This is a genomic window from Streptomyces sp. P9-2B-2 (genome assembly GCF_030406865.1).
In the GTDB taxonomy this organism is placed as follows: domain Bacteria; phylum Actinomycetota; class Actinomycetes; order Streptomycetales; family Streptomycetaceae; genus Streptomyces; species Streptomyces platensis.
In genome coordinates this window covers 8,139,610-8,158,831 of record NZ_CP129126.1, presented here as the reverse complement: position 1 = coordinate 8,158,831, position 19,222 = coordinate 8,139,610, and the positions used below count along the sequence as shown (strand labels likewise).

The following is a 19,222-nucleotide window of genomic DNA, read 5'->3' as shown; positions in this document are numbered from 1 at the left end:
ACTGTGAACTGAGTCACAGACGCCCGTATGTTCCTGCGGCCTGAGCACCGCGGAGCCTCGCGGGTGCAGGCCGCGTTCCGCGCCGCCTACCTCCTGCCTCCTGCCTCCTCGGTCGCGGTGGGCTCGGACGACGCAGAACACCTGCGTGAGCTGGTCGACGCACTGATGGTGACCGTGTCCGGCGTCGCGACCACTCCCTGGTTCGGCTGGACGCCCCAGGAAACGGGTTACGACCTGTGCCAGGTGGTACCCAGCGCGGCGCCGAGGACGAGTACGGTCGTCGTCGGGGCCGTCGATCCGGTGCTGCAGGGTCTTCTCACTCTCCCGGCCACGCTACCGGGCCTCTGACGCCGTCCTGACGCCCGGGTCAGGAAGGAGCCGTCGGAGTGTGGCCACCAATCGCGCCCGAAGCGGAGTTTGCGGAGGTCAGGGCCTGGCCGCCGCCTGCTCAAGCTGCTGCTTACGCCTGAGAGCGCACCCTCGAACGCGGCACGGGCCCCTTGTTGAGGTTCCAGCATCACGCGGGGGTGGCTGATCAGCCGGTCAGGACGGGTTGTGGGTGTTCAGGTTCGCCGTTTCGGCCGTCGCCCCGTTCCGGCGATTACCGTGTGACCTGTGCGTGCCGGTCACGTTCATCGGCCGTGCGAAAGATCATCACGTGTGGCCGCTGTATCTGGTGTGCTCCGGGGACCGGCGTTCTCGGTAGCGTGACCATCTGCTGCATGGAGGGGCCATGTGTCCGGCTGGTCCGTGCGACGGCTCCCGGCTGAGAGTGATGAGGCTGCAATGAGTGAACTGACGAAGCCCGAGGTCGACGTTCCGGAGGGTGACGCTCCTACCGAGCTGGCCATCCGGGACCTGGTCGTCGGGGACGGTGCCGAGGTGAAGCCGGGCATGGTGGTCAGGGTCCACTATGTCGGGGTGACCTTCGAGTCCGGGAAGGAGTTCGATGCCTCCTGGGACCGGGGTCAGCCGTTCAAGTTCACCCTGGGCAGTGGCAAGGTCATCAAGGGCTGGGACCGGGGGGTGAGGGGGATGAAGGTCGGCGGTCGGCGCGAGATCATCGTTCCCCCGCGTCTCGGCTACGGCAACCAGTCGCCCTCGCCGTTGATCCCGGCGGGCTCGACCCTGGTCTTCGTGGTGGACCTGCTGGACTCGTATTCCAGCACAACCGGGTGGAGCAAAGCCTGGTGACCCTGGCCGCTCCTCCCCTGCGGCGTGCTGCGTCGTCCGCCGGGGTGGGCGCCGCCGTGCTCCTCGCTGCCGCTCCTGCTTCCGCCGCCGCAGCGTCCGAACGGTTCCGCTGCGACTCATTGACCGCCGAAGGCCACAAGGCGACCGACTTCCTCAACGGCCTACCCGGCGCCGCCGCCCGGACGTCTGAACCCGCCGGCCGTGCTCGGCAAACGGGGGAGGTCCCCGGCGGAATCCAGCTCGTCACACTGCCGATCACAGCGCCGGTCCGAGGCCCCGCCCAGCAGCAACACATTGCGCAAGCCGCGACGGACCAAGATCCGGACCATTTCCGGACCAGCACCCCGCCAGCGAGCCGCACCAACTGCTGTTTCCATTGGTCAGCTTGGGTGCAACTGCTGCACCACCAGCAGGCGAAGAACGTTCTTGTTTCATACAGCCCAAAGAAACTTGGGTTCTTCTAGAACCTCAAGTCGGTTGCCTGGAGGCTTCGTTGGACTACAGGCAACCGACCACGGATGCCACTCTCTGTCATCAATTCGACACCTCACGCTGCTGTCCGAGCTCCAAACGGATCCGCCCTGGACCAGGCGCGGACCAACCCAAGTCCCTCGTCCGGCGAGTGTGTCCCTACGCCGCCGAAGGTATCTGAATGAGGATCCCAGTTTGCTGTTGGCGCCTCTCGCACCTGCTGGTGGCACTGACACATTCAGCCCGTTTGCGGCGGGGTAGTGGAAGGGCCCGTTGGTTCAATTTGGACGACCCATCCCCCAGTCTCTGAGCACGCATCGTTGCCTCATGCACCGCAACGAAATCCCGTCGAGGCGTCACCTGTCGAACAGTTGCAACTTCCCTTCGACGTCAGCTCCCATAGCCTCAGATCCAGGTCCGGCGGGCGCTGTTCACGTCGATTTCGAGGGACAACCTGATACGTGACCGGCGTCAGGCCCGCACCTTGTACTCATCAGCGAAGTACGGCCACGGCTGCCGGCCGGCTCTGCCCATCCGAAGCAGCTGGTCCATGCCGCACGCCCAGGCTTGCAGATCGCTGAGCTCCAGCATGAGCTGCCGCGTATGCGGCGTGGAACTGCCGGGCTGTATCCGCATCCCACCTGTTGCGGCGCAGCGCAAGTATGTAGCGCCGGTCGTACCGGAATGCCCGCCAGGCCATGGCGTCACCGATCGAGCGCAGTTGGCGCCCCACACGCTCCAGAACGTCGGGCTCCTGTCGCCAGCCCTCGTACCCGAGCAACCCTCAGTGGTCAGCGCGAGCACCTTCATGAACGCGCCTTCGCTCCGTGACCACGCTCTGGTGACGCAACTCCCCGAGCCACGTTCGAGTGGCTTCCGCCGTCGTGACGAACTCTCTGGTCGGCGAGGGTCGTCTGTGTGGTCATGAAGATCTCTGCGGAGCACCTGAGCGAACCGGGCCTGGTAGCCATCGACATCATTGCGGCCGACGTAGCGACTGCCACCGAAGCCGCGGCGGCACTCGGCGGTACCTCGAATCCCGAGAGCAGCGCCCCAAGTTCCTCTACTGGAAGGAGTGCAAAAACGGCCATCCGGATGGTTCCCTGTCTCGGTTCGTCCAGGCGGCTCGGCCTCCTCCAACGTCACCTCAGCCAGGACACGGGCTCGGCTTCGGGCGGCAGGGCGGTGCAGCGGCGGCGGAGCTCGGCGGCCACGGCCGGCCGGGCGTGTCCGGTGAGCTTGAGGGCCATCTGGCAGTAGTCGGCGGATTGGAGGGTGCTCGGGCCGCTCCAGGCGATGACGATCGCACTCACCGCGATGCGCGACCTCGCCACCCGGCACAACACCGTCCACCTCGGCATGCCCGGCTTCCGCACCACCGCCGGCAGGATCCCCCCATTACCGGAGCCTTACGGTGCCCCCCAGAGAGCTGCGGTGGAGCACGCCCACAGGATTCCCTACAGATGATGAGGGCGGCCGTTTCCGGTCCGGCCGTTCGTACACCTGAGGAGGCCTTGTGTCCCTGTCCCGCAGTGTCCGCCTGTCCCGCCGCACCGTCCTGACCGTCCTCCTGGTGCTGGTCGTGGCCGCCGGACTCGGGCTCGCTGTCTTCCAGCCCTGGAAGGCGTTCACCAACACGGAGGTGAACGAGGCGTTGCCGGCACCCTCCTCCCCCTCGACAGAGACCCAGACCGTGTCCCCCCGGCCCGCCGCCGCGCCGAAGGATCTCGCCGAGGGCCGCTTCGTGACCCACGAGCACGCCACGAGCGGCATCGCCCGCACGGTCCGGCTGGCCGACGGCGGCCACGTGCTGCGTCTGGAGGACCTCAAGACCTCGGACGGTCCGGATGTGCGGGTCTACCTGTCCCCCCGTGACGCCGATGCGGTGAAGACGGGGCTCGGGGACGGCGCGGTGGAGCTGGGGAAGCTCAAGGGCAATCTGGGCAACCAGAACTACACCGTCCCGGCCGGCACGGACCTGTCGCAGTTCCGCAGCGCCGTCCTCTGGTGCCAGCGGTTCTCCGTCGCCTTCGGCGCAGCCGACCTCTCCACCGCCACGGGCTGATCCCGCTCCCGGCATCCGCGCCGACGCAAGGACCGCCCCTCAGTCACCGCTGTCATCCGGCTCCCAAGGCCCGGGCCTGGCCGACCTCGTGAAGATGCGGGATCCGTGTCGGTCGCTGCCGCCGAACCGGCGCGGCCACTGCAACGTGATTTGGCCGAGGTCTTCCGGGGCGGTGAGGTCGGCGCTCACTTCGATTCCGTCCGTGCCGAGCCGGCTGACCTCGTCGAGGGCGGTGCGGGCCTGGTCGATCTGGGCGTAGTGGCCGATCGCGACGGTGGCGCCGGCGCTGGCGAGTGCGCGGGTGGTGGCCGCACCGATTCCGGTCGCGGCGCCGGTGACGAGGGCGACGCGGCCCTGCAGGGGGCGGGCTGTCAGGGACGGGGCGAGCAGAGGGGTGGTCACAGGTTCTCGCCGCACCCGACTTCCCTCTGCTCGCCGTCGACAACCCACCTGGAGAACCCGCAGCGTCCTTTCGTATCCCCACGCCACCGGCCGCCGTCCCCATCCACCGACGCCTGGAGCAGCCCGCTGCCGTCCTGCCAGAAGCCCCGCCCGAGCCGACCCTTCTTGTGCGGTACTGCTCGCCGTTCCCGGCCTCGCACGTCGCGCAGGGCGTTTGCGGGACTTCCACGGCGACCGCCGACTCCCGCTCCCGGCACCTGCGAGCGGAGGGTCACCGCCCTCGGCAACCAACGGGGACTGGACTCCCATCGTCCATCCCACGCTGTACGAGGTCACCGGACTTCACGCTGCTCTGACAGTGGCCACCGACGCCCTCCACCTCACCAACCACCTGGCCGCTTCCTGACGCCATCCACCCCAACCGTTGAGGGCTGCCCCACGTCGGGGCAGACCTCAGCTGGCTTATGAGGTCTTTGGGGCATCCGCCCTGACTACCCTGACTGTTCTTTTTCAGCCAGTTCCTCGGGCGTGCCGACGAAGGCGCGACCGCAGTCTGGCGGGAGTCGTTCGACCACCATCGCGATGGCAGCCTCCGCGGTCGGGGCGGGGCCGACGCGCTGGGACCGTGAGGGGCCGCCGACGAAGAAGCCGCCGCCCATCATCGGGGCGATGAACGGGATGTCCCAGGTCCAACGCGGCTCTGTGCACCGACTGAAGTGCAACTCGGCCATGCCTACCCAGGGGAACAGCTGCCGTAGTCGGGGCTCGGCGTAGGCGGCGCGTAGCAACTGGCCATCCACGCGTCGGGTGGTAAGCAGCTTCCCCCATGCGGCTTCGATGATGTCTTCCTCTGTCGTGCCCTCCGTCATGCCCCGCATTCTGCTCGACGTCGAAAGATTTCGGCCAGCTCGCGGTGATAACTCTTGGACCCGTGTCCCGGGCACTCCTCGCCTTCAGAGGGCGAACGTTTCGTGTCGTCCCGTGTGGGCCAGGCAAGCGGCCGACTACGAGACGGTCAGGCGGGTGGGAACTCATCCCACCCAGCGCACACCGTCAACCGCCCCCGCGCCCAAGCACGGGCCCCGGACCGCTTGCGTGGCAACGGCCATGGTCAGCACGGGGTGCGGAAAGCAGTCCAGCAACGCCCCGGTGATGCTCACCCCGGCCAGACGCGCAACACCGAAGGCCACGAACAGGGCGCGTAGTCCGAGTCGCGGTGGCCGAGCCGTATGACGACGTCGAAGGCGTCGTCTGGGCCGAGGGCGGTGCCGACCGGGCCGACGGCGACGAGGGCGCACTGCCGGCAGCCGGAGCAGCCGAGTCCGGCCTGCGACCAGACGCAATCGTCGGCAAAGCCGCGCGGCCGGGCGGCCTCCCAGCTCCACCGCGATTGACCGCAGCCACCGTCAGTCCGACGCTGGAGCGGCGGTGCCGTTCGGACAGACCCGCCACTTGCTCGACGAATGTCGCGCGGGAACAGCCCTTTGTCTGGGCCGAGCCGTCGCGCCAGGAACACATTCGGTGCCTCTCGCCCCGTCGCACGGGGCCACGCGAGCTGGGGTACAGGCTTGTTTGCCCCGCTACTACGCGACCGGTTCAGGCCGGAAGGCGTGGTCGATGTTTTCCTCTACCCACGACCGAAGCGCGTTGAGATGAGGACCCCATGGACAGCGCATCGGACAGCGCTCTGTCGCCGCACGCACTCGGTGCTCGGCTGCTTAGGCGGCTCACCACACCACTGCGGCTGGCTGGCTGGAGCGAGGAGGAGCAGTGGTGCGAGGAAGAGGAGGTCCCGGCTGATGCTGCCCTGTCGGTGGAGCTGTCCCGCTCGAACTTCCACCTCTACGTCAGCTGGTACCCCGCCGACTGCCGCCTCGTCGTCGACGACCCCACCGACGGCTGGGACTGGGCCGAGAGCCTGCCCCCGCTGTTCCCGCTCAACGAGCCGCTCAGTATCGACCTGAGCACCCATCCCACTCAGGCAGTGAAGGCCGAGGCCGCCCGTCGAGCCTTCGCCGCGGCTGGACTCCTCGACGCGACCCGGATCCACCTGCCCGAGGACGCATCGGAACTACGCCACAACCTGGTCCTGCTGCTCTGGGCCGACAGCTGGGGTTCTTCTAGGAAGCCACGGAAGGCGCCTGACCTGGCATTTCACCGGTCAGGCGCCTTCCGGGCGGCCCGCTCGGAGCAAGGCCCCGGGGGCGCCGCCCGCTCAGTGGGCGAAGCCCCAGTCGAGCATCTTGGTGGCGTCGTCGAAGCGGCCCGCGTCGTCCTTGAGGATCGCGCCGACCAGGGTGCGGTTGTCCCGCTCGGCGGCGAAGACGAGGGCGTAACCGGCCTCCGGGCCGCTGCCCGTCTTGATGCCCAGGGCGCCGTCGTAGCTGCTCAGCAGCTTGTTGGTGGTGTCCCAGGTGTAGTACCGGATGTGCCCGTTGGCCGCCACGGCCTCGGTCTTGAACTGCTTCTTCTTCACGATGTCGGCGAACACCGGCTTCAGCATCGCGCGCTGGCCGAGCTTGGCCAGGTCGCGGGCGGTGCTGTGGTTGTTGCCCTGCGAGACACCGTCGAAGCTGTCGAAGTTCGTGCCGGTCAGACCCAGTTGCTGTGCCTCGACGTTCATCTGGTGCACGAAGTCGGCAATCCGCGCCTCCGCGGTGCTCCCCGTGCCGAGATTGTCGGCCAGGGCCATCGCGGCGTCGTCGCCGGACGGGATCAGCAGGGCGTGCAGCAGCTGCTCAACGGTCAGCGTGTCGCCGGTCTGGAGGTCGGCGGTGCTGCCGCCGACCTTCTGCACATAGTCCCGGTACTCCTGCGTCACCGTGATCTGCCGGCCCAGCCACTCCGGGTGCTTGAGCACCACCAGGGCAGTCATGATCTTGGTGGTGCTGGCCATGGACACACTCTCGTCCGCCTTGGCCCCGCCCCACAGCTCCCGCTCCTGGCTGCCGTCGCGGGCGTCCAGCAAGAAAGCGTGGTCGGCCTTGATCTGAGGAGCGTCCTGGTCGTTCGCGTCCTGCGCACCGGCGGCCTCACCCCGGACCACGCGCTGCGCTGCATGCTGCTGCGCGCCGTGCTTCTGGGCGGCCGTGGTGGTGGCCTCGCCACCCTGCCGGCCGTTCTCATCCGCGGAGTGCGTGGCATCGGGCGTGGCCGCCTGGGCGAGGCCACCGGCACTGATCGGCAGGGCGGCACCGACAAGTGCCACCATCGCTATCCGGACTCCGGTGCGGTGTATGCGGTTGGGGCGGGCGTGGGCACCCATGGGGCGTCCCTTCTCCGGCGAAGGGACGCCGGTGCATAGGAGTAACTCGATCTATGGCGAAGCTCCTTGCAGGATAAGAGCGAAGATCAAGAAGGCCACGTCAAAGGCACGCGACGGGGTTCATCTCTGTGGTTGGGTGGGGCCCGGCCCGGTGTCGTGGTGTGCTGGATTGTCTGTACGGAGTCGTTCCGGCGGTTGAACTGAGGGCTGGGCGCCAAGCTGAGGCGGCGGGGGGAATGTGCACCCCCACGCCACTTCGTGGAGGGCGCCAGCCATGGCGGGCGCCTGCCCTTCACCCCATCTGCCCGATATCAACCGGGCAGATGCGCACAGGCGAACGCGATCGTCGCCCCGATCTGTCTGATGCGTTCGCCGGCGACCAGTGAGCCGTGTCCTGCGTCGTAGCGGTATACCTCGTGCTGTTTGCCCAGTGTGGCGAGGCGGTTGACGTAGTTGTCGATCTGGCGGATCGGGCAGCGGGGGTCGTTCTCGCCGGCGATCACCAGGACCGGTGCGGTGACGCGGTCCGCGTAGGTGAGGGGGGAGGACGCCCGGTACCGCTCGGGGACTTCGTCGGGCGAGCCGCCGAAGAGTGAGCGGTCGTACGCGCGCAGGGCCTCCATCTCGCCCTCGTAGGCGGCGAAGTAGTCCGCGACCGGCATGGTGCTGATGCCGACGGCCCAGTTCTCCGGGCGGGTGCCGAGGCCCAGCAGGGTGAGGTAGCCGCCCCATGAACGGCCGGACAGGACAAGGCGCTTGGGGGCGGCGAGGCCGCTGGTGACGGCCCATTCGCGGACGGCCTCGATGTCCTCCAGCTCGGTGAGGCCGGGGCGTCCCTCGATCGCGTCGCGCCATCGGGAGCCGTAGCCGGTGGAGCCCCGGTAGTTCACCTGGACGACTGCGAAGCCGTGGTCGACCCAGGCGGCGACCACGGGGTCGAAGGCGTCGTCGTCGTAACCGATCGGACCGCCGTGTACCTCGAAGACGCACGGGAGCGGGCCGTCGGTGCCCGGGGGCCGGGAGATCAGGGCGTGGATACGGCCCCCGGGGCCGTCGACCCAGGCATCGGTGACGGGGACGGAGGGCGGGGCCGTCGGTCCCGGTGGGGCCAGTACGGTGCCGCCCGAGGTGGACCTGACGACCGGGGGGTGTGCGGCGCTCGACCAGGCGAACTCCACGGTGCCGTCCGGACGTGTTCCGGCGCCTCTGATGACGCCCTTAGGGGTGTCCAGTCGGATCAGGCCGCCGGCTTCCGCGGTGTTGAGGTCCAGTCGGTAGAGCTCGTCGCGGGCGTGGTGGGTGTGCCAGATCAGCAAGGCCGAGCCGTCCTGGTACCAGGCGGCGCTGACGTCGCCGGGCAGGTCGAGGGCGATCTCGCGCTGCTCGCCGGTGGCGACGTCCAGGATCATGGGCTCGGGCCGGCTGTGGCGCTCGTGCTCGATGAGCAGTCTGTTGTCGCCGGGGACCGGGGAGAACGCCATTCCGCCGAGGCCCTTGCCCGGGCCGTCCCAGATGCCGCCGAGGCCGCGCCCCTCGCCGTCCCACAGGTCGGCGACCACCGTGCCGTCCAGGCTCAGTACGCGCACCGCCTTGTGTCGGCTGTCGCCGTGTTCGCTGTGGCCGATCGCAACGAGAGTGTCGTCAGCGGACATGGCCCCGACATGGGCGTCCGAGGGGTGGGTGCAGAGCGTCCGTGGTGCGGTTCCCGGGCGGCAGATGCGGATGGTGGTGCCGCCGGTCGCGGTCGTACCACCGGTGGTCGTACCGCCGGTCGTAGTCGTACCGCCCGTCATCGTGGTGCCGATTACGGCGAGGCCGTTCGTGCCGAGGGCCAAGCCGGCCTGGTGGGCGGGGCCCAGAGCGGGTACGGCGGGTTCGTCGTGGTCACCGCCGAACGGTCGGCGCATCCAGACGCCACGTTCGTCTCCGTCGGTGTCAGCGAACCACCACACCCAGGTGCCGGCCGGGTCGAGGAAGCCCAGGGCGGTGCCGTGGGGGCGGTCGGTGAGCCTGCGTCGGGTGTCGCTCGCCCGGTCCCACTCGTACAACTCCCAGGTACCGGTGGCGTTCGACCGGTAGACACAGCGGTCGGGGGCGTCGCGAGCCCAGCGGGGCACCGTCACATGGGCGACTCCGATACGTGCCTTCCATCGCTCCTCATCGGCCCCGCCACCCGTTTCAGCCACTGACGACTCCGTCCGCACTCCTGGGACTCCATTTCTCGGTATCGAACACCGCGCCGCGCAGCAGCAGGACGACGGCGAACAGGCCGGCCACCGCCCCCGCGCAGATCACGGCGCTCGGGCTGAACAGCTCGGCCACCGCGCCACCCGCGGCGAAGCCGAGCCCCTGCCAGAACATGAGCCCGGCCGTCTGGAGGCTGAGCGTCCTGGCCCGCAGTTCCTCGGGCACCACCTGGAGCAGCAGCCGGTCCTGGCCGAGTTGGGTGCTGAACCCCAGGCCGCACACGAACAGCACAGCGATCGCGGGCACCAGGCCCGGGCGGAGTGCGAAGAGCAGCATCGGCACGAACACCAGCAGGGCGGCCGGGCCGATCATGCGGATCTGCCGTTCCTTCGGGACCAGCCAGTTGGTGAGGACCTCGCCGGCCACGGTCCCCAGCGGGATCGCGGTGAGCAGCAGGCCCGCGGCGGTCGCCCCGCCCCCGAGCCCGGCGGTGTACGGCACCGCCAGGGCTTCCGGGATCACTCCCAGTGCGGGGACCGCCCAGCCGAGGAGCAGCGTGCGGCGTACGGCCGGAACCCGCATCACCGCGCCGATCCCGTGGAGGGAGTCGCGCAGCAGGGAGGTCCGCCCGGTGGTGCCGTCGTCGGGGTGCAGCCTTCGTTCCTTGGTCCCCAGGCGCAGTACGAGGGCCGAGAAGAGGAAGCAGCCCGCGTTGATGAGCAGCATCACCTGCGGTGAGAAGGCCGCCATCAGCAGGCCGCCGACCGCGAATCCGCCCAGCTGTGCGCCTTGGGCGACCAGTCGCATGAGGCTGCGGCCCGGCACGTAGGCGTCGCCGGGGAGTACGTCGGGCAGGGTGGCCGCGCGGGCGCCGGAGAACACCGGCTCGATCAGGCCAAGGGCGAAAGCCAGCGCCAGTACGGCGGGCACCGGGGTGCCGGACAGCGAGATGACGAGGACGAGCCCCGCGGACAGCAGATTGCAGCAGACCAGCAGCCGCCGGGCCGGGAGCCGGTCGATGAGCGCGGACAGCAGGGTGCCCGCGATCAGATGCGGTGCGAGGACCAGCGCGAAGACCAGTGCCGACAGCAGCGACGAGCCGGTGCGGGAGTAGACGAGCATGGCCAGCGCGAAATTCGCGGTGACCGCTCCCACCATGGAGACGATATGTGCCGTGAAAATCGCGCGGAATTCGCGTATGCCCAGCGCAGTGCGGTACCTGCTCATTTACTGAATTCCAGGGGAAGTTCGGCGAGGGTGCGGACGGTGGCGAGTTTCTTGTGTACGGCGGGCCCGGCCGGCTTGAGAGTGGTACCGCGCTCCACGAGTACGGTCAGCAACTCCCGCAGGAGCAGATGGGCGAGCAGCGATCCGGTGCAGGCGTGGGCGCCGTAGCCGAAGGTGAGATGGTGGTTCGGCCACCGGTCGAGCCGTACGGTGTCGGGGCCGTCGAATTGCTCGGGGTCGCGGTTGGCGGCCGCGAAGAGCATCAGCATTCCCTGGCCGCGGCGCACCTTTACGCCATTGAATTCAAGGTCCCGGACGGCCAGCCGGGTCGTTCCCTGGATGGGCGCCTCGTAACGGAAGAACTCATGCGGCGCCCGGTCGATCGCCTCGGGGCTGCCGAGCTGGTCGGCAAGGAGGCTCGCGTCCCTGGACAGCACGTTCAGCGCGTTGCCGAGGGAGGCCGGTACGGCGGTGAAGCCGTTGACGACCAGGGTGCGCAGCGAGTTCATCGCGATATGGCGTGGGACGCCGGCGGCCATGGCGTTGGCCACCAGTACGCGGATGGGGTGGTCCGCGTCCATCCCGGTCACCCAGCCCTCGATCATCGCGGCCAGTTGACGCTGTGCCGCGACCCCCGGCTCCCTGGCTGCCGGGTTGAGACCGGAGTCCATGGCCTGGGTGATGGCCTCGGCCATCGGCCGCACGGTGGTCAGATCGAAGGGCGGAACGCCGATGGCCTCGGGGATGAACCAGCGTGCCAGCGGCTCGGTGAATTCGGTGATCGCGTTGAAGGGCCCGTCCGGCCGCGCGTCGAGCACGGCCGCGATGTGAGCCCTGGTGCGGGCGGCGAGGCCGTCCGAAGCCATGTCCCGCAGTGAGCCGGCGAGCACTCCGTAGATCGCGGTGTGGTCGGGCGGGTCGATGGTGTGGACGTCCAGCGCGGGGTCGGGGACGGTCTCGCCCGCCCGCCGCCAGTCGGCCGCGAAGTTCTCGTGATCCAGGAGGACTTGGCGGCAGTCCCGGTACGAGGTGAGCACCCAGCTGTCGAGCTTCTGGTTCCACACGGGCGCGCCGGTCGCCCGCAGGGACGCGTACACCGGATAGGGGTCGAGCAGGGTGTCCGGGTCGAGTGGGTGGTATTCGACTGCGGCGTCAGTGGTCATGGCTCTCACTCTCAGCGTTCGGGCTCAGCGTTCTGGAACGTGACGGGCAGCCGGTCCGGGTAGCGCAGGGTGGCCCGCGGCACCCTGACGGGCGGGGCGGCGAGACGCGGGGGCGCGGGGGCGGCCAGCAGCTCCTGGACCAGGGCCCTGATGATGATCCGGGCGAGGAGGGCGCCCGAGCAGGCATGCGGGCCCCAGCCCAGGGAGAGATGCCGGTTGGGGTGCCGGTCGAGCAGCAACTCGTCGGGGCAGGCGAACCGTTCGGGGTCGCGGTTGGCGGCGCCGAAGAGCGCCAGCACCAGCTGGCCGCGCTCCACGGTGACGCCGTCGATCTCGGTGGTTTCGACGCAGGCGCGGGTGGTGCCCTGCACCGGGCCGTCGTACCGGAGGAGTTCCTCCACTCCGGAATCCAGCAGGGCCGGGTCACGCAGGCGTTCCAGCGCGCCGGGATGTTCGAGGAGGGCGAGCACGGCGTTGGCGGCCGCGCCGACGGTGGTACTGAATCCGGCCAGGAAGAGCACCCGGACGTTGTTCCACACCGCGTCTTCCGTGACGCCCGCGGCGCCCGCGCCGTGGAGGACCTGGGTGAGCAGGCCCGGCCGGCGGTGAGCGGTGAACCACTCGGCCATGAGCGCGTTGATCCGGCCGCGGGCCGCCATCGCCGGTTCCAGCACCTCCGGCAGCAGGCCCGCGTCCATGCCGCGTACGAGCGCGTCGGACAGCTCGGCGAACGCGGCGACCGGCGGGGGTTCCACGCCGAGCAGCCGGCATACCGCCTGGAGCGCCACCGGACGGGCCACTTCGGCGGTGAAGTCGAAGGACGGCGTGTCGGCCAGCTGCTCGAACACCGCGGCAGTGTCCCGGACCGCGAAGGCCGCTATCGCGTCGAGATCCTGGTCGCGCAAGGCCGTCGTGAACAGCCGGCGGACCGGCGTGTGGTCGGGCGGATCCAGTTCCTGCATGCTCAGGGCCGCGGTGGGTGGCGCCTCATGCCCCGCCCTGCGCCAGTCGCTGGCGAATACGTCCACGTCGCTGAGCACGCGGTGACAATCCGAGTAACGCGTCACGATCCACGAGCCGAAACGCTCACTCCAAAACACCGGCGCATTCTTCCGCAGCCGCTCATAGACGGGATACGGATCGGCCACCGTGGCCGCGTCAAGCGGATCGTAGTCAGACACATTCCGTCCTGAGCGAGTGAGAGGAACACGAGGGCTACGCACATCAAAAGTCGCGCGGGCCGGGGTCCATCGACCCCGGCCGACGCCTCATATACCTCAGTACGCGTAACGCATAATGGCACCCCCTTGCCGTAGCGCAACGGCCCATTGAAACGGAATCCAGAAATCCGCGAAGGGGAATCAGAATTTCCGCCCTCAAGGGCAACCGGCGAACTCCCGCCGGACACCAGAACTCTATTCACACAGGAATTCGCCGCACGAGCCGCCCGACATGGCCGAAATGGCGGGTTGCTGAAGTAGGGGAGACTTTGAGCCCTCGGCAGATCCTCTCAAAGGGCGCGTATCGGCGTCGAAACGTGACCCACATCACGGGCGGGAGTGGCGTTTCTCGGCCACTGCGGCCGAATAGGGATTGCGGAATGGGGAATTCGGCCTTGGGGAGAGCTTGATCGGTATGGCGATTCGGCCGTTCTTTTTCGTGTGAGTGCTCGACCGCGGAGCCCCTACGGGCGCCCTGGCTGGAGAAGATCGCTGGGACCTCGCTCCGTGGCGGCCCGGCCATGTGCCCACGGCGGCGCGGAGAAGTGCGCCTCGGTCCAGGTTCCCTGGACAGTGTGAGGGCTCGGGCAGCACCAGATCCGCTTGCGTCACCGCACCCACACCGCCGTGCCGAAGGGCGTGGCGTCGTGCAGGACTTGGAGGTGCCCAGCATCTCCAGGCCCTGCCCATGGCCAACGTCGGGATCGTGGGTGACGCCGAGGACGGCACGCTCTCCACGCCGAACCACGAGCGCAGCACGACGCACCACGAACTCCGGGGAATACCGCGCCTCACCTGCGGAGAAGGAAACGGGAAACAGCACCATTCGCCTTGTCCGTCCGGCCGCGGCTGCTGCACGCTTTCGTGCGCACCCCGTTCGCCTGGATGGATGGTTATGGAGGTTCCCGTGCCGCAGCCGTCCACCGCGTTCGGCGAGGAACTGAGGAAGCGACGTTTGGACGCCGGACTCAGCCTCACCGCACTGTCTGCCGCCGTGCACTACAGCAAGGCGCAGCTGAGCAAGGTCGAACGAGGCATCAAGGCGCCCAGCCGCGATCTCGCCCGACTGTGCGACGCCACCCTCGGGGCCGGCGGAGCACTGATCGCTCTGGTCGCCACATCCGTATCCGGCACACCGGATGAGCCGGCACCAGGCGGAATCGACGAAGAGGAGTGGACGATGAAGCTGTCACCGGACGGCTCGGGCTCGTTCCGGCCCATGGGCCGGCGCGAGGTCGTGAGCGCCGGCGCCGCCTCGTTGATGAGCTGGCATACCGGCGGCGTCGGCCCCGTCTCGCAGGCCACGGGAGCCGGAATGCTGGAGGCGTCCCGCTCCCTGTTCTCGCACTATCGGCGGCTCGGCCAGAGCGTCGAGCCCGGCTTCCTGCTCCCCGGGCTGATCGCGCAGACCCACACGCTGCGGGAGCTGTCGGCGCATGCGGACCCCCGCACCCGCCGGGAGCTGCTCGCGCTCGGTTCCCGTTACGCCGAATACGTCGGCTGGCTGGTGCAGGAGACCGGGGACGAACAGGCGGCGCTGTGGTGGACACAGCGTGCGGTGGACCTTGCGGCCGCGGGCGGCGACCGGGCGCTGGCCGGATATGCGCTGGTCCGCCGGGCGCTGGTCACGATGTACCAGGACGACGCCGAGCAGACGGTCGCGCTGGCACAGCGGGCGCAGAGCGGCACGCTCCCGTCCCGGATCCGCGGACTCGCCGCGCAGCGCGAGGCGCAGGGCCATGCGCTCGCGGGCGACCGTGATGCCTGTCAGCGTGCCCTCGACAGGGCTCGGGCGCTGCTCGCCGCACAGGTTGACGATGCCGATGTACCGGTGATCGGCCCCATGCACCTGCCCGACTCGGTCGGCATGGTCACCGGCTGGTGTCTGTTCGACCTGGGCCGCCCGCAGGAGGCGGCCGAGGAGCTGAACCGGCAGCTCGCGCGGGTCTCCCCCGACGCGGTACGGACACAGGTGCGTTACGGCGTACGCCGGGCACTCGCCTACGCGGCCGACGGCGAGATCGACCATGCCTGCACATTGACCGAGCCGCTTCTCGACGGGGTGGCAGCCGTACGTTCCGCCACCGTCACGATCGACCTCCGGCGTCTCGCCCGCGTCCTGGCCCGCCATTCGGATCACGCCGCGGTGCGCCACCTGTCGCCGCGGCTCGGCACGTTTTCCCGCTTCACCCACTCCTGAGGAGGAACTCCCATGGCCGATGTGTTCATCAACTACCGGACGGGCGACGGCAATGAGACCGCCGCTCTGATCGACAACGAGCTCTCCAAGCGTTTCGGGAAGGACCGCGCGTTCCGCGCCTCGAAGTCCATCCCTCCCGGCACCGCCTACCCCGATGCCCTGCTGACGAGCCTGCGCCGCAGCGCACTGGTTCTGACGGTGATCGGGGCAGACTGGATCAACTTCCAGGCCAGGCTCCGTGACCCGGAGGACTGGGTTCGGAAGGAGATCCAGGAGGCGTTCGCCTGCGGACTGCCGGTGGTCCCTGTCCTGGTGGGCAGGACGACCGAGCGCCTGAAGAAGGACGATCTGCCGGACGAGCTGGCGCGGCTGGCCGAATTGCAGTCCGTACGGCTGGACACGCAAAACGCCGAGGCCGATCTGAAGCGCCTCGGTGACCTGGTCGCCGACATGGTTCCCGAGCTGCACGACCTCGAGCACGCCGAGGCACCAGCCCCCGACCCCGCCTCGGTGTCCAACTCGGCCGGCGACATCCACGGCACGGCCGTACAGAGCCGGGACTTCACCGGCGACGTCGGCAGCACCGTCATCAAGGGGTCGACCGGCCCCGTGCACTCCGGCAACGGCAACATCTATCAGAATTCCCGCCATGTGTCGGGCGGCCGGCACTACTCGGGCGACGGCATGACGAACGTCGAAGGCGACCATCACGGTGACATCCGGCACCGGTTCGGCGGGCCGGGACGGCACGAGGACGACGAGCGGTGAACGATACGTTCACCCGGGTCGACAATTCCGGCGGCTCGGTGCATGCCGGCCAGGGCGACGTCTACAACATCACCTACACCACAAGCCACTTCAACCACCAGCAGACGGCCGGACGGAGTCCCCGCCGCATCGCCGATGACCAGCTTCGTCTGCTCAGACAGCGGTTCGTCGACCCCGAGGGTATGGGCGAGGCACGCCGTCTGCTGGCAGAGCACAGCACCGTGATTCTGGACGGCCCTCCGGGGAGCGGCCGAACGGCCGCAGCACGCGTCCTCCTGTACGAACTCCACCAGAGCACCGGCATCTTCCGCGAATTGCTGCCCGGCGACCACGAGGAAGTCGCGCTCACCGATACCGGGCTGGTGGGCGCCGGCGACCGCCTGCTGCTGGACCTCGCCGAGGCCGACGTCCAGAGGTGGGCGAGGACCCGCCGGGATCTGTCGGCGCTCCGCAAGGCCGTGCAGGAACAGCAGGCCCACTTGGTGGTCGTCATGCCGCACGACGGCACGCTGGAATCCGACCTCCAGCTCTACCGTGCCAAGATCTCGCACCCTCCGGCTCAGGAAGTGTTCCGGCGCCACCTACGACTCCACCACGTACCGCACGAGGAGTACCTGCAACCCGCGCCCGCGTTTGCGGACTTCTTGGACGACCGGCGTTCGATGGAAGAGATCGCGGACTTCGCCGACCGCGTGCGGCGGGCCCGTACGGCGCATCGACCGCCCGACGATTTCGCCGGCTGGTGCGAGCAGGCTCGTGACGCGCGGAAGACCTGGCGGCAAGAGGTCGCCGGCCTCGTCGCCGAACGGCGCGAGGCACCACAGCGGGCCTTGCTGTTCACCACAGCCATGCTGCACGGCGCGCACGCCGACGTCATCCACCACGCCACCGCACTTCTGCTCCGCACCCTCAAAACCCCTCGTGACAACGCTCACTTGCTGGAGGGCAAGGACCTGTCCGAGCGCCTGACGGAGATCACCGCGTCGGCCGGACCGGACGGCCACGTACGCTTCGACAAGCTGGGCTTCGACACCGCCGTGCGCGTCCATTTCTGGGACCACATGCCCGACCTCAGGCCCCTCCTCAGCGCCTGGACCGACCGGACTGCGGAGCTGGCCGATCGGCACCTCACCGCGGACCGCCGCAGAGAGCTGGTGCAACGGCTCGCCGACCAGTACCTGCGCACCGGGAAGTGGCGGGAGTTGGCGGCCCTGGCGGATGTATGGGGCACCACCACCACGAACCCGGCACGTCCGGCGGCAGCAATCCACGTGCTCAGCCGCGGCCTGGAGAGCAAACAGTACGGAGGAAACTTCCGGGAGCTGATCTACACGTGGTGCAGGGACAAGCAACTGGCGGGAGATCTCGCGGATGTCCTGCTCCGCGTCTGCACCGACGTGATCGCGCCGACCCATCCCGATCAGGCAATGGTCCGGCTGCACCACCTCGCCCGCCGTGAGCGCGGTGCCACTCCGGCGCTGGACGCGCTGTGCGATCTGGTGGCGACGAGCAGTCGGCTCAGGCGCCGCATGCTGGACCGCCTCACGCGGCATTCGTCCGCTCCAGGCGCCGATGCCGGTCTCTTCCTGCGGATCTGCGACCCGGTGCCGCTGACGGACCCGGGCGGCTCGCCTCGCGCGCTGATGGACGAGAACTACGTACAGGGCTGTGTGACCACCGGCTGGCGGGAGGTGTTCGCCCAGCTGCCACAGCCGCGCTGGCAGCCGTACGCACGGCGCTGGCTGCACACCGCCTCCGACGCCGGCGACCGTCGTGACCTGTTGCTCGACCTACTGGTCGACGCCGCGGACCGCGACGGCACACATCTCGCGGCGCTGTACTCCGTGGCCCGGGCGGCGGAACCCACCACCTCCGGTGGCGCGGCACGCGGCGTCGACACCACCGACCGCCTCCTCCAGAAGATCTCCGCGGCGCAGGGCCTCCGCCCACCAGCCACGCCACCTCGACCGGAACCACCCAGGGGGACCACACCATGACGACCGGCTGCAAGACGACGACCGTCTTCCTCACCATCCTGTGCGCTCTGCTGTTGACGATCCTCGGCCTGACACAGGGGTGGCCCTCCTGGGCGTGGGCCACCCTCGCCGTTCTCCTCGTCGGAGTACCCACGGCAACCTTCAAAATCGCCGCGGCGCGGCGCGGCCCCGTACCGGTCGACTTCGACGAGCAGCGCACCGCGATGCCCATCGAGCGCAGCGAACACCGCGTCAGCTGCGTGGCGCTGCCCAGCCAATGGGCCGACTACGACTTCCTGTTCTCCGCGACCGTACGGTGGTACCCGCTTGAAGGCCCCGGCGACGGCCCCGTCGCCGGCCCGGCGGGCCTCGCCGTCGAAGCGGTGCTGGACCGCGCCCGTGCGATCACGGAGCAGCGGGAGCCCGGCCGGGCCTCACTCGTCCAGCACGAATTGAGTGGTGCACTCGGCCGGATGTGTCCGGACCGCACCGGCCACCTCCAGATCATGGCGGAGGACGTCACGCTCACCTTGCGCGAACACGATCAGGAGCGGTTGGACAAGCTCTCCGAAGTGCGCAAAGACAAGGCGGTCTGGGAACACCAGCGGAAGTACGAGCAGAGCAAGCGCGAGTACCTCGGCGAAGACGTGCTCAAGGACACCGGCAGCGCGGTGGTCTGGTGGCTCGCGAAGAACGACGATCACGTGGAGAAGGCTGTGGCCGATATCGGTCTGCTCGCCCAGCTCACCTCCGCCGCCAACGACACCGATGTGCCCGAACGACTGCGGGACCTCCTGCCTCAGCCGCGACACGAGCGGCCCGACCTGCACGTCGTGGACGCTCCACCCGCTTCCTTCGAACGCGAGCCCACCGCCGCTGACCACTTCGAGGGGTTCCTCGCCGGCATGGGCTTCGCGGACGGAGATGTCAGGCGCGTCATGCTGACCAAGCAGATCGCCGACATCATCAAGACGCAGGACCGGAACGAGACTGCCGAGGAACTGCTGCGCAGGTTCGACCCGCCCGCGAGGCACACACCGGATGACGACACGTCCGACGAGACGCCCGGACTCTGAACCTCCTG

15 protein-coding genes and 1 pseudogene are annotated in these 19,222 nt (G+C 69.0%); 8 read left to right on the top strand and 8 right to left on the bottom strand.

Annotated elements, in window-relative coordinates; all coding sequences use genetic code 11:
- Window positions 1-27: 27 nt before the first annotated feature.
- The 3 genes and pseudogenes from QT196_RS39490 to QT196_RS39485 form a co-directional block, all read left to right on the top strand.
- On the top strand, window positions 28-348 hold the full coding sequence (locus QT196_RS39490; protein WP_168482776.1) for a hypothetical protein: 321 nt from the start codon (window positions 28-30) through the stop codon (window positions 346-348).
- A gap of 438 nt (window positions 349-786) precedes the next feature.
- The gene (locus QT196_RS35765) at window positions 787-1,194 is read left to right on the top strand and encodes an FKBP-type peptidyl-prolyl cis-trans isomerase (protein WP_168482775.1); all 408 of its coding nucleotides are present in this window, start codon (window positions 787-789) and stop codon (window positions 1,192-1,194) included.
- A 1,395-nt stretch (window positions 1,195-2,589) separates the two neighbouring features.
- Window positions 2,590-2,679 (top strand): annotated as a pseudogene (locus QT196_RS39485) (DUF6207 family protein); the annotation flags it as partial.
- Between the two features lie 128 nt (window positions 2,680-2,807).
- Here QT196_RS39485 and QT196_RS35760 read toward each other — a convergent pair.
- The gene (locus QT196_RS35760; protein WP_266732894.1) at window positions 2,808-2,978 is read right to left on the bottom strand and encodes a hypothetical protein; all 171 of its coding nucleotides are present in this window, start codon (window positions 2,976-2,978) and stop codon (window positions 2,808-2,810) included.
- Window positions 2,979-3,181: 203 nt separating this feature from the next.
- Here QT196_RS35760 and QT196_RS35755 point away from each other — a divergent pair, with 203 nt between their 5' ends.
- On the top strand, window positions 3,182-3,730 hold the full coding sequence (locus tag QT196_RS35755) for a DM13 domain-containing protein (protein ID WP_248001474.1): 549 nt from the start codon (window positions 3,182-3,184) through the stop codon (window positions 3,728-3,730).
- Window positions 3,731-3,769: 39 nt separating this feature from the next.
- Here the strand turns inward: QT196_RS35755 and QT196_RS35750 are convergent, their stop codons facing one another.
- The 7 genes from QT196_RS35750 to QT196_RS35720 form a co-directional block, all read right to left on the bottom strand.
- Window positions 3,770-4,132, bottom strand: a complete 363-nt coding sequence (locus tag QT196_RS35750; protein WP_266732892.1) for an SDR family NAD(P)-dependent oxidoreductase — start codon at window positions 4,130-4,132, stop codon at window positions 3,770-3,772.
- A gap of 491 nt (window positions 4,133-4,623) precedes the next feature.
- A complete protein-coding gene (locus QT196_RS35745; protein WP_248001472.1) occupies window positions 4,624-5,001 on the bottom strand; it encodes a DUF6193 family natural product biosynthesis protein in 378 nt (125 codons plus the stop codon).
- Between the two features lie 1,346 nt (window positions 5,002-6,347).
- A complete protein-coding gene (locus QT196_RS35740) occupies window positions 6,348-7,397 on the bottom strand; it encodes a serine hydrolase (protein WP_168482772.1) in 1,050 nt (349 codons plus the stop codon).
- Window positions 7,398-7,708: 311 nt separating this feature from the next.
- Window positions 7,709-9,520, bottom strand: a complete 1,812-nt coding sequence (locus tag QT196_RS35735) for a prolyl oligopeptidase family serine peptidase (protein WP_290356799.1) — start codon at window positions 9,518-9,520, stop codon at window positions 7,709-7,711.
- 55 nt (window positions 9,521-9,575) lie between these two features.
- Window positions 9,576-10,811, bottom strand: a complete 1,236-nt coding sequence (locus tag QT196_RS35730) for an MFS transporter (RefSeq protein WP_168482771.1) — start codon at window positions 10,809-10,811, stop codon at window positions 9,576-9,578.
- Window positions 10,808-11,974: a cytochrome P450 gene (locus tag QT196_RS35725; protein WP_168482770.1), complete on the bottom strand. Its 1,167-nt coding sequence runs from the start codon at window positions 11,972-11,974 to the stop codon at window positions 10,808-10,810. Before QT196_RS35725 ends, QT196_RS35730 begins: the two co-directional genes overlap by 4 nt.
- A gap of 11 nt (window positions 11,975-11,985) precedes the next feature.
- Window positions 11,986-13,155 carry a cytochrome P450 gene (locus QT196_RS35720; RefSeq protein WP_290356419.1) on the bottom strand — a complete coding sequence of 390 codons (1,170 nt, stop codon included), beginning with the start codon at window positions 13,153-13,155 and terminating at the stop codon, window positions 11,986-11,988.
- 946 nt (window positions 13,156-14,101) lie between these two features.
- Here QT196_RS35720 and QT196_RS35715 point away from each other — a divergent pair.
- From QT196_RS35715 to QT196_RS35700, 4 genes are read left to right on the top strand one after another with little or no spacing between them, the layout of a single operon-like run.
- Window positions 14,102-15,394: a helix-turn-helix transcriptional regulator gene (locus QT196_RS35715; protein WP_266732882.1), complete on the top strand. Its 1,293-nt coding sequence runs from the start codon at window positions 14,102-14,104 to the stop codon at window positions 15,392-15,394.
- A 12-nt stretch (window positions 15,395-15,406) separates the two neighbouring features.
- Window positions 15,407-16,162, top strand: coding sequence for a TIR domain-containing protein (locus QT196_RS35710; RefSeq protein WP_168482767.1), 756 nt, complete (start codon window positions 15,407-15,409; stop codon window positions 16,160-16,162).
- Window positions 16,159-18,159: a hypothetical protein gene (locus QT196_RS35705; RefSeq protein ID WP_290356418.1), complete on the top strand. Its 2,001-nt coding sequence runs from the start codon at window positions 16,159-16,161 to the stop codon at window positions 18,157-18,159. The genes QT196_RS35710 and QT196_RS35705 overlap by 4 nt, the downstream gene beginning before the upstream one ends.
- Window positions 18,156-19,214 (top strand): hypothetical protein, encoded by a 1,059-nt coding sequence (locus QT196_RS35700; protein ID WP_248001471.1) that lies wholly within the window; start codon window positions 18,156-18,158, stop codon window positions 19,212-19,214. The genes QT196_RS35705 and QT196_RS35700 overlap by 4 nt, the downstream gene beginning before the upstream one ends.
- Window positions 19,215-19,222: the final 8 nt, after the last annotated feature.

What these genes read in the sequence shown, in the direction of transcription:
- QT196_RS39490 (WP_168482776.1), top strand. Translation starts at nt 28, where the DNA reads ATGTTCCTGCGGCCTGAGCACCGCGGAGCCTCGCGGGTGCAGGCCGCG.
- QT196_RS35765 (WP_168482775.1), top strand. Translation starts at nt 787, where the DNA reads ATGAGTGAACTGACGAAGCCCGAGGTCGACGTTCCGGAGGGTGACGCT.
- QT196_RS35745 (WP_248001472.1), bottom strand. Translation starts at nt 5,001, where the DNA reads ATGACGGAGGGCACGACAGAGGAAGACATCATCGAAGCCGCATGGGGG.
- QT196_RS35740 (WP_168482772.1), bottom strand. Translation starts at nt 7,397, where the DNA reads ATGGGTGCCCACGCCCGCCCCAACCGCATACACCGCACCGGAGTCCGG.
- QT196_RS35730 (WP_168482771.1), bottom strand. Translation starts at nt 10,811, where the DNA reads ATGAGCAGGTACCGCACTGCGCTGGGCATACGCGAATTCCGCGCGATT.
- QT196_RS35725 (WP_168482770.1), bottom strand. Translation starts at nt 11,974, where the DNA reads ATGACCACTGACGCCGCAGTCGAATACCACCCACTCGACCCGGACACC.
- QT196_RS35710 (WP_168482767.1), top strand. Translation starts at nt 15,407, where the DNA reads ATGGCCGATGTGTTCATCAACTACCGGACGGGCGACGGCAATGAGACC.
- QT196_RS35700 (WP_248001471.1), top strand. Translation starts at nt 18,156, where the DNA reads ATGACGACCGGCTGCAAGACGACGACCGTCTTCCTCACCATCCTGTGC.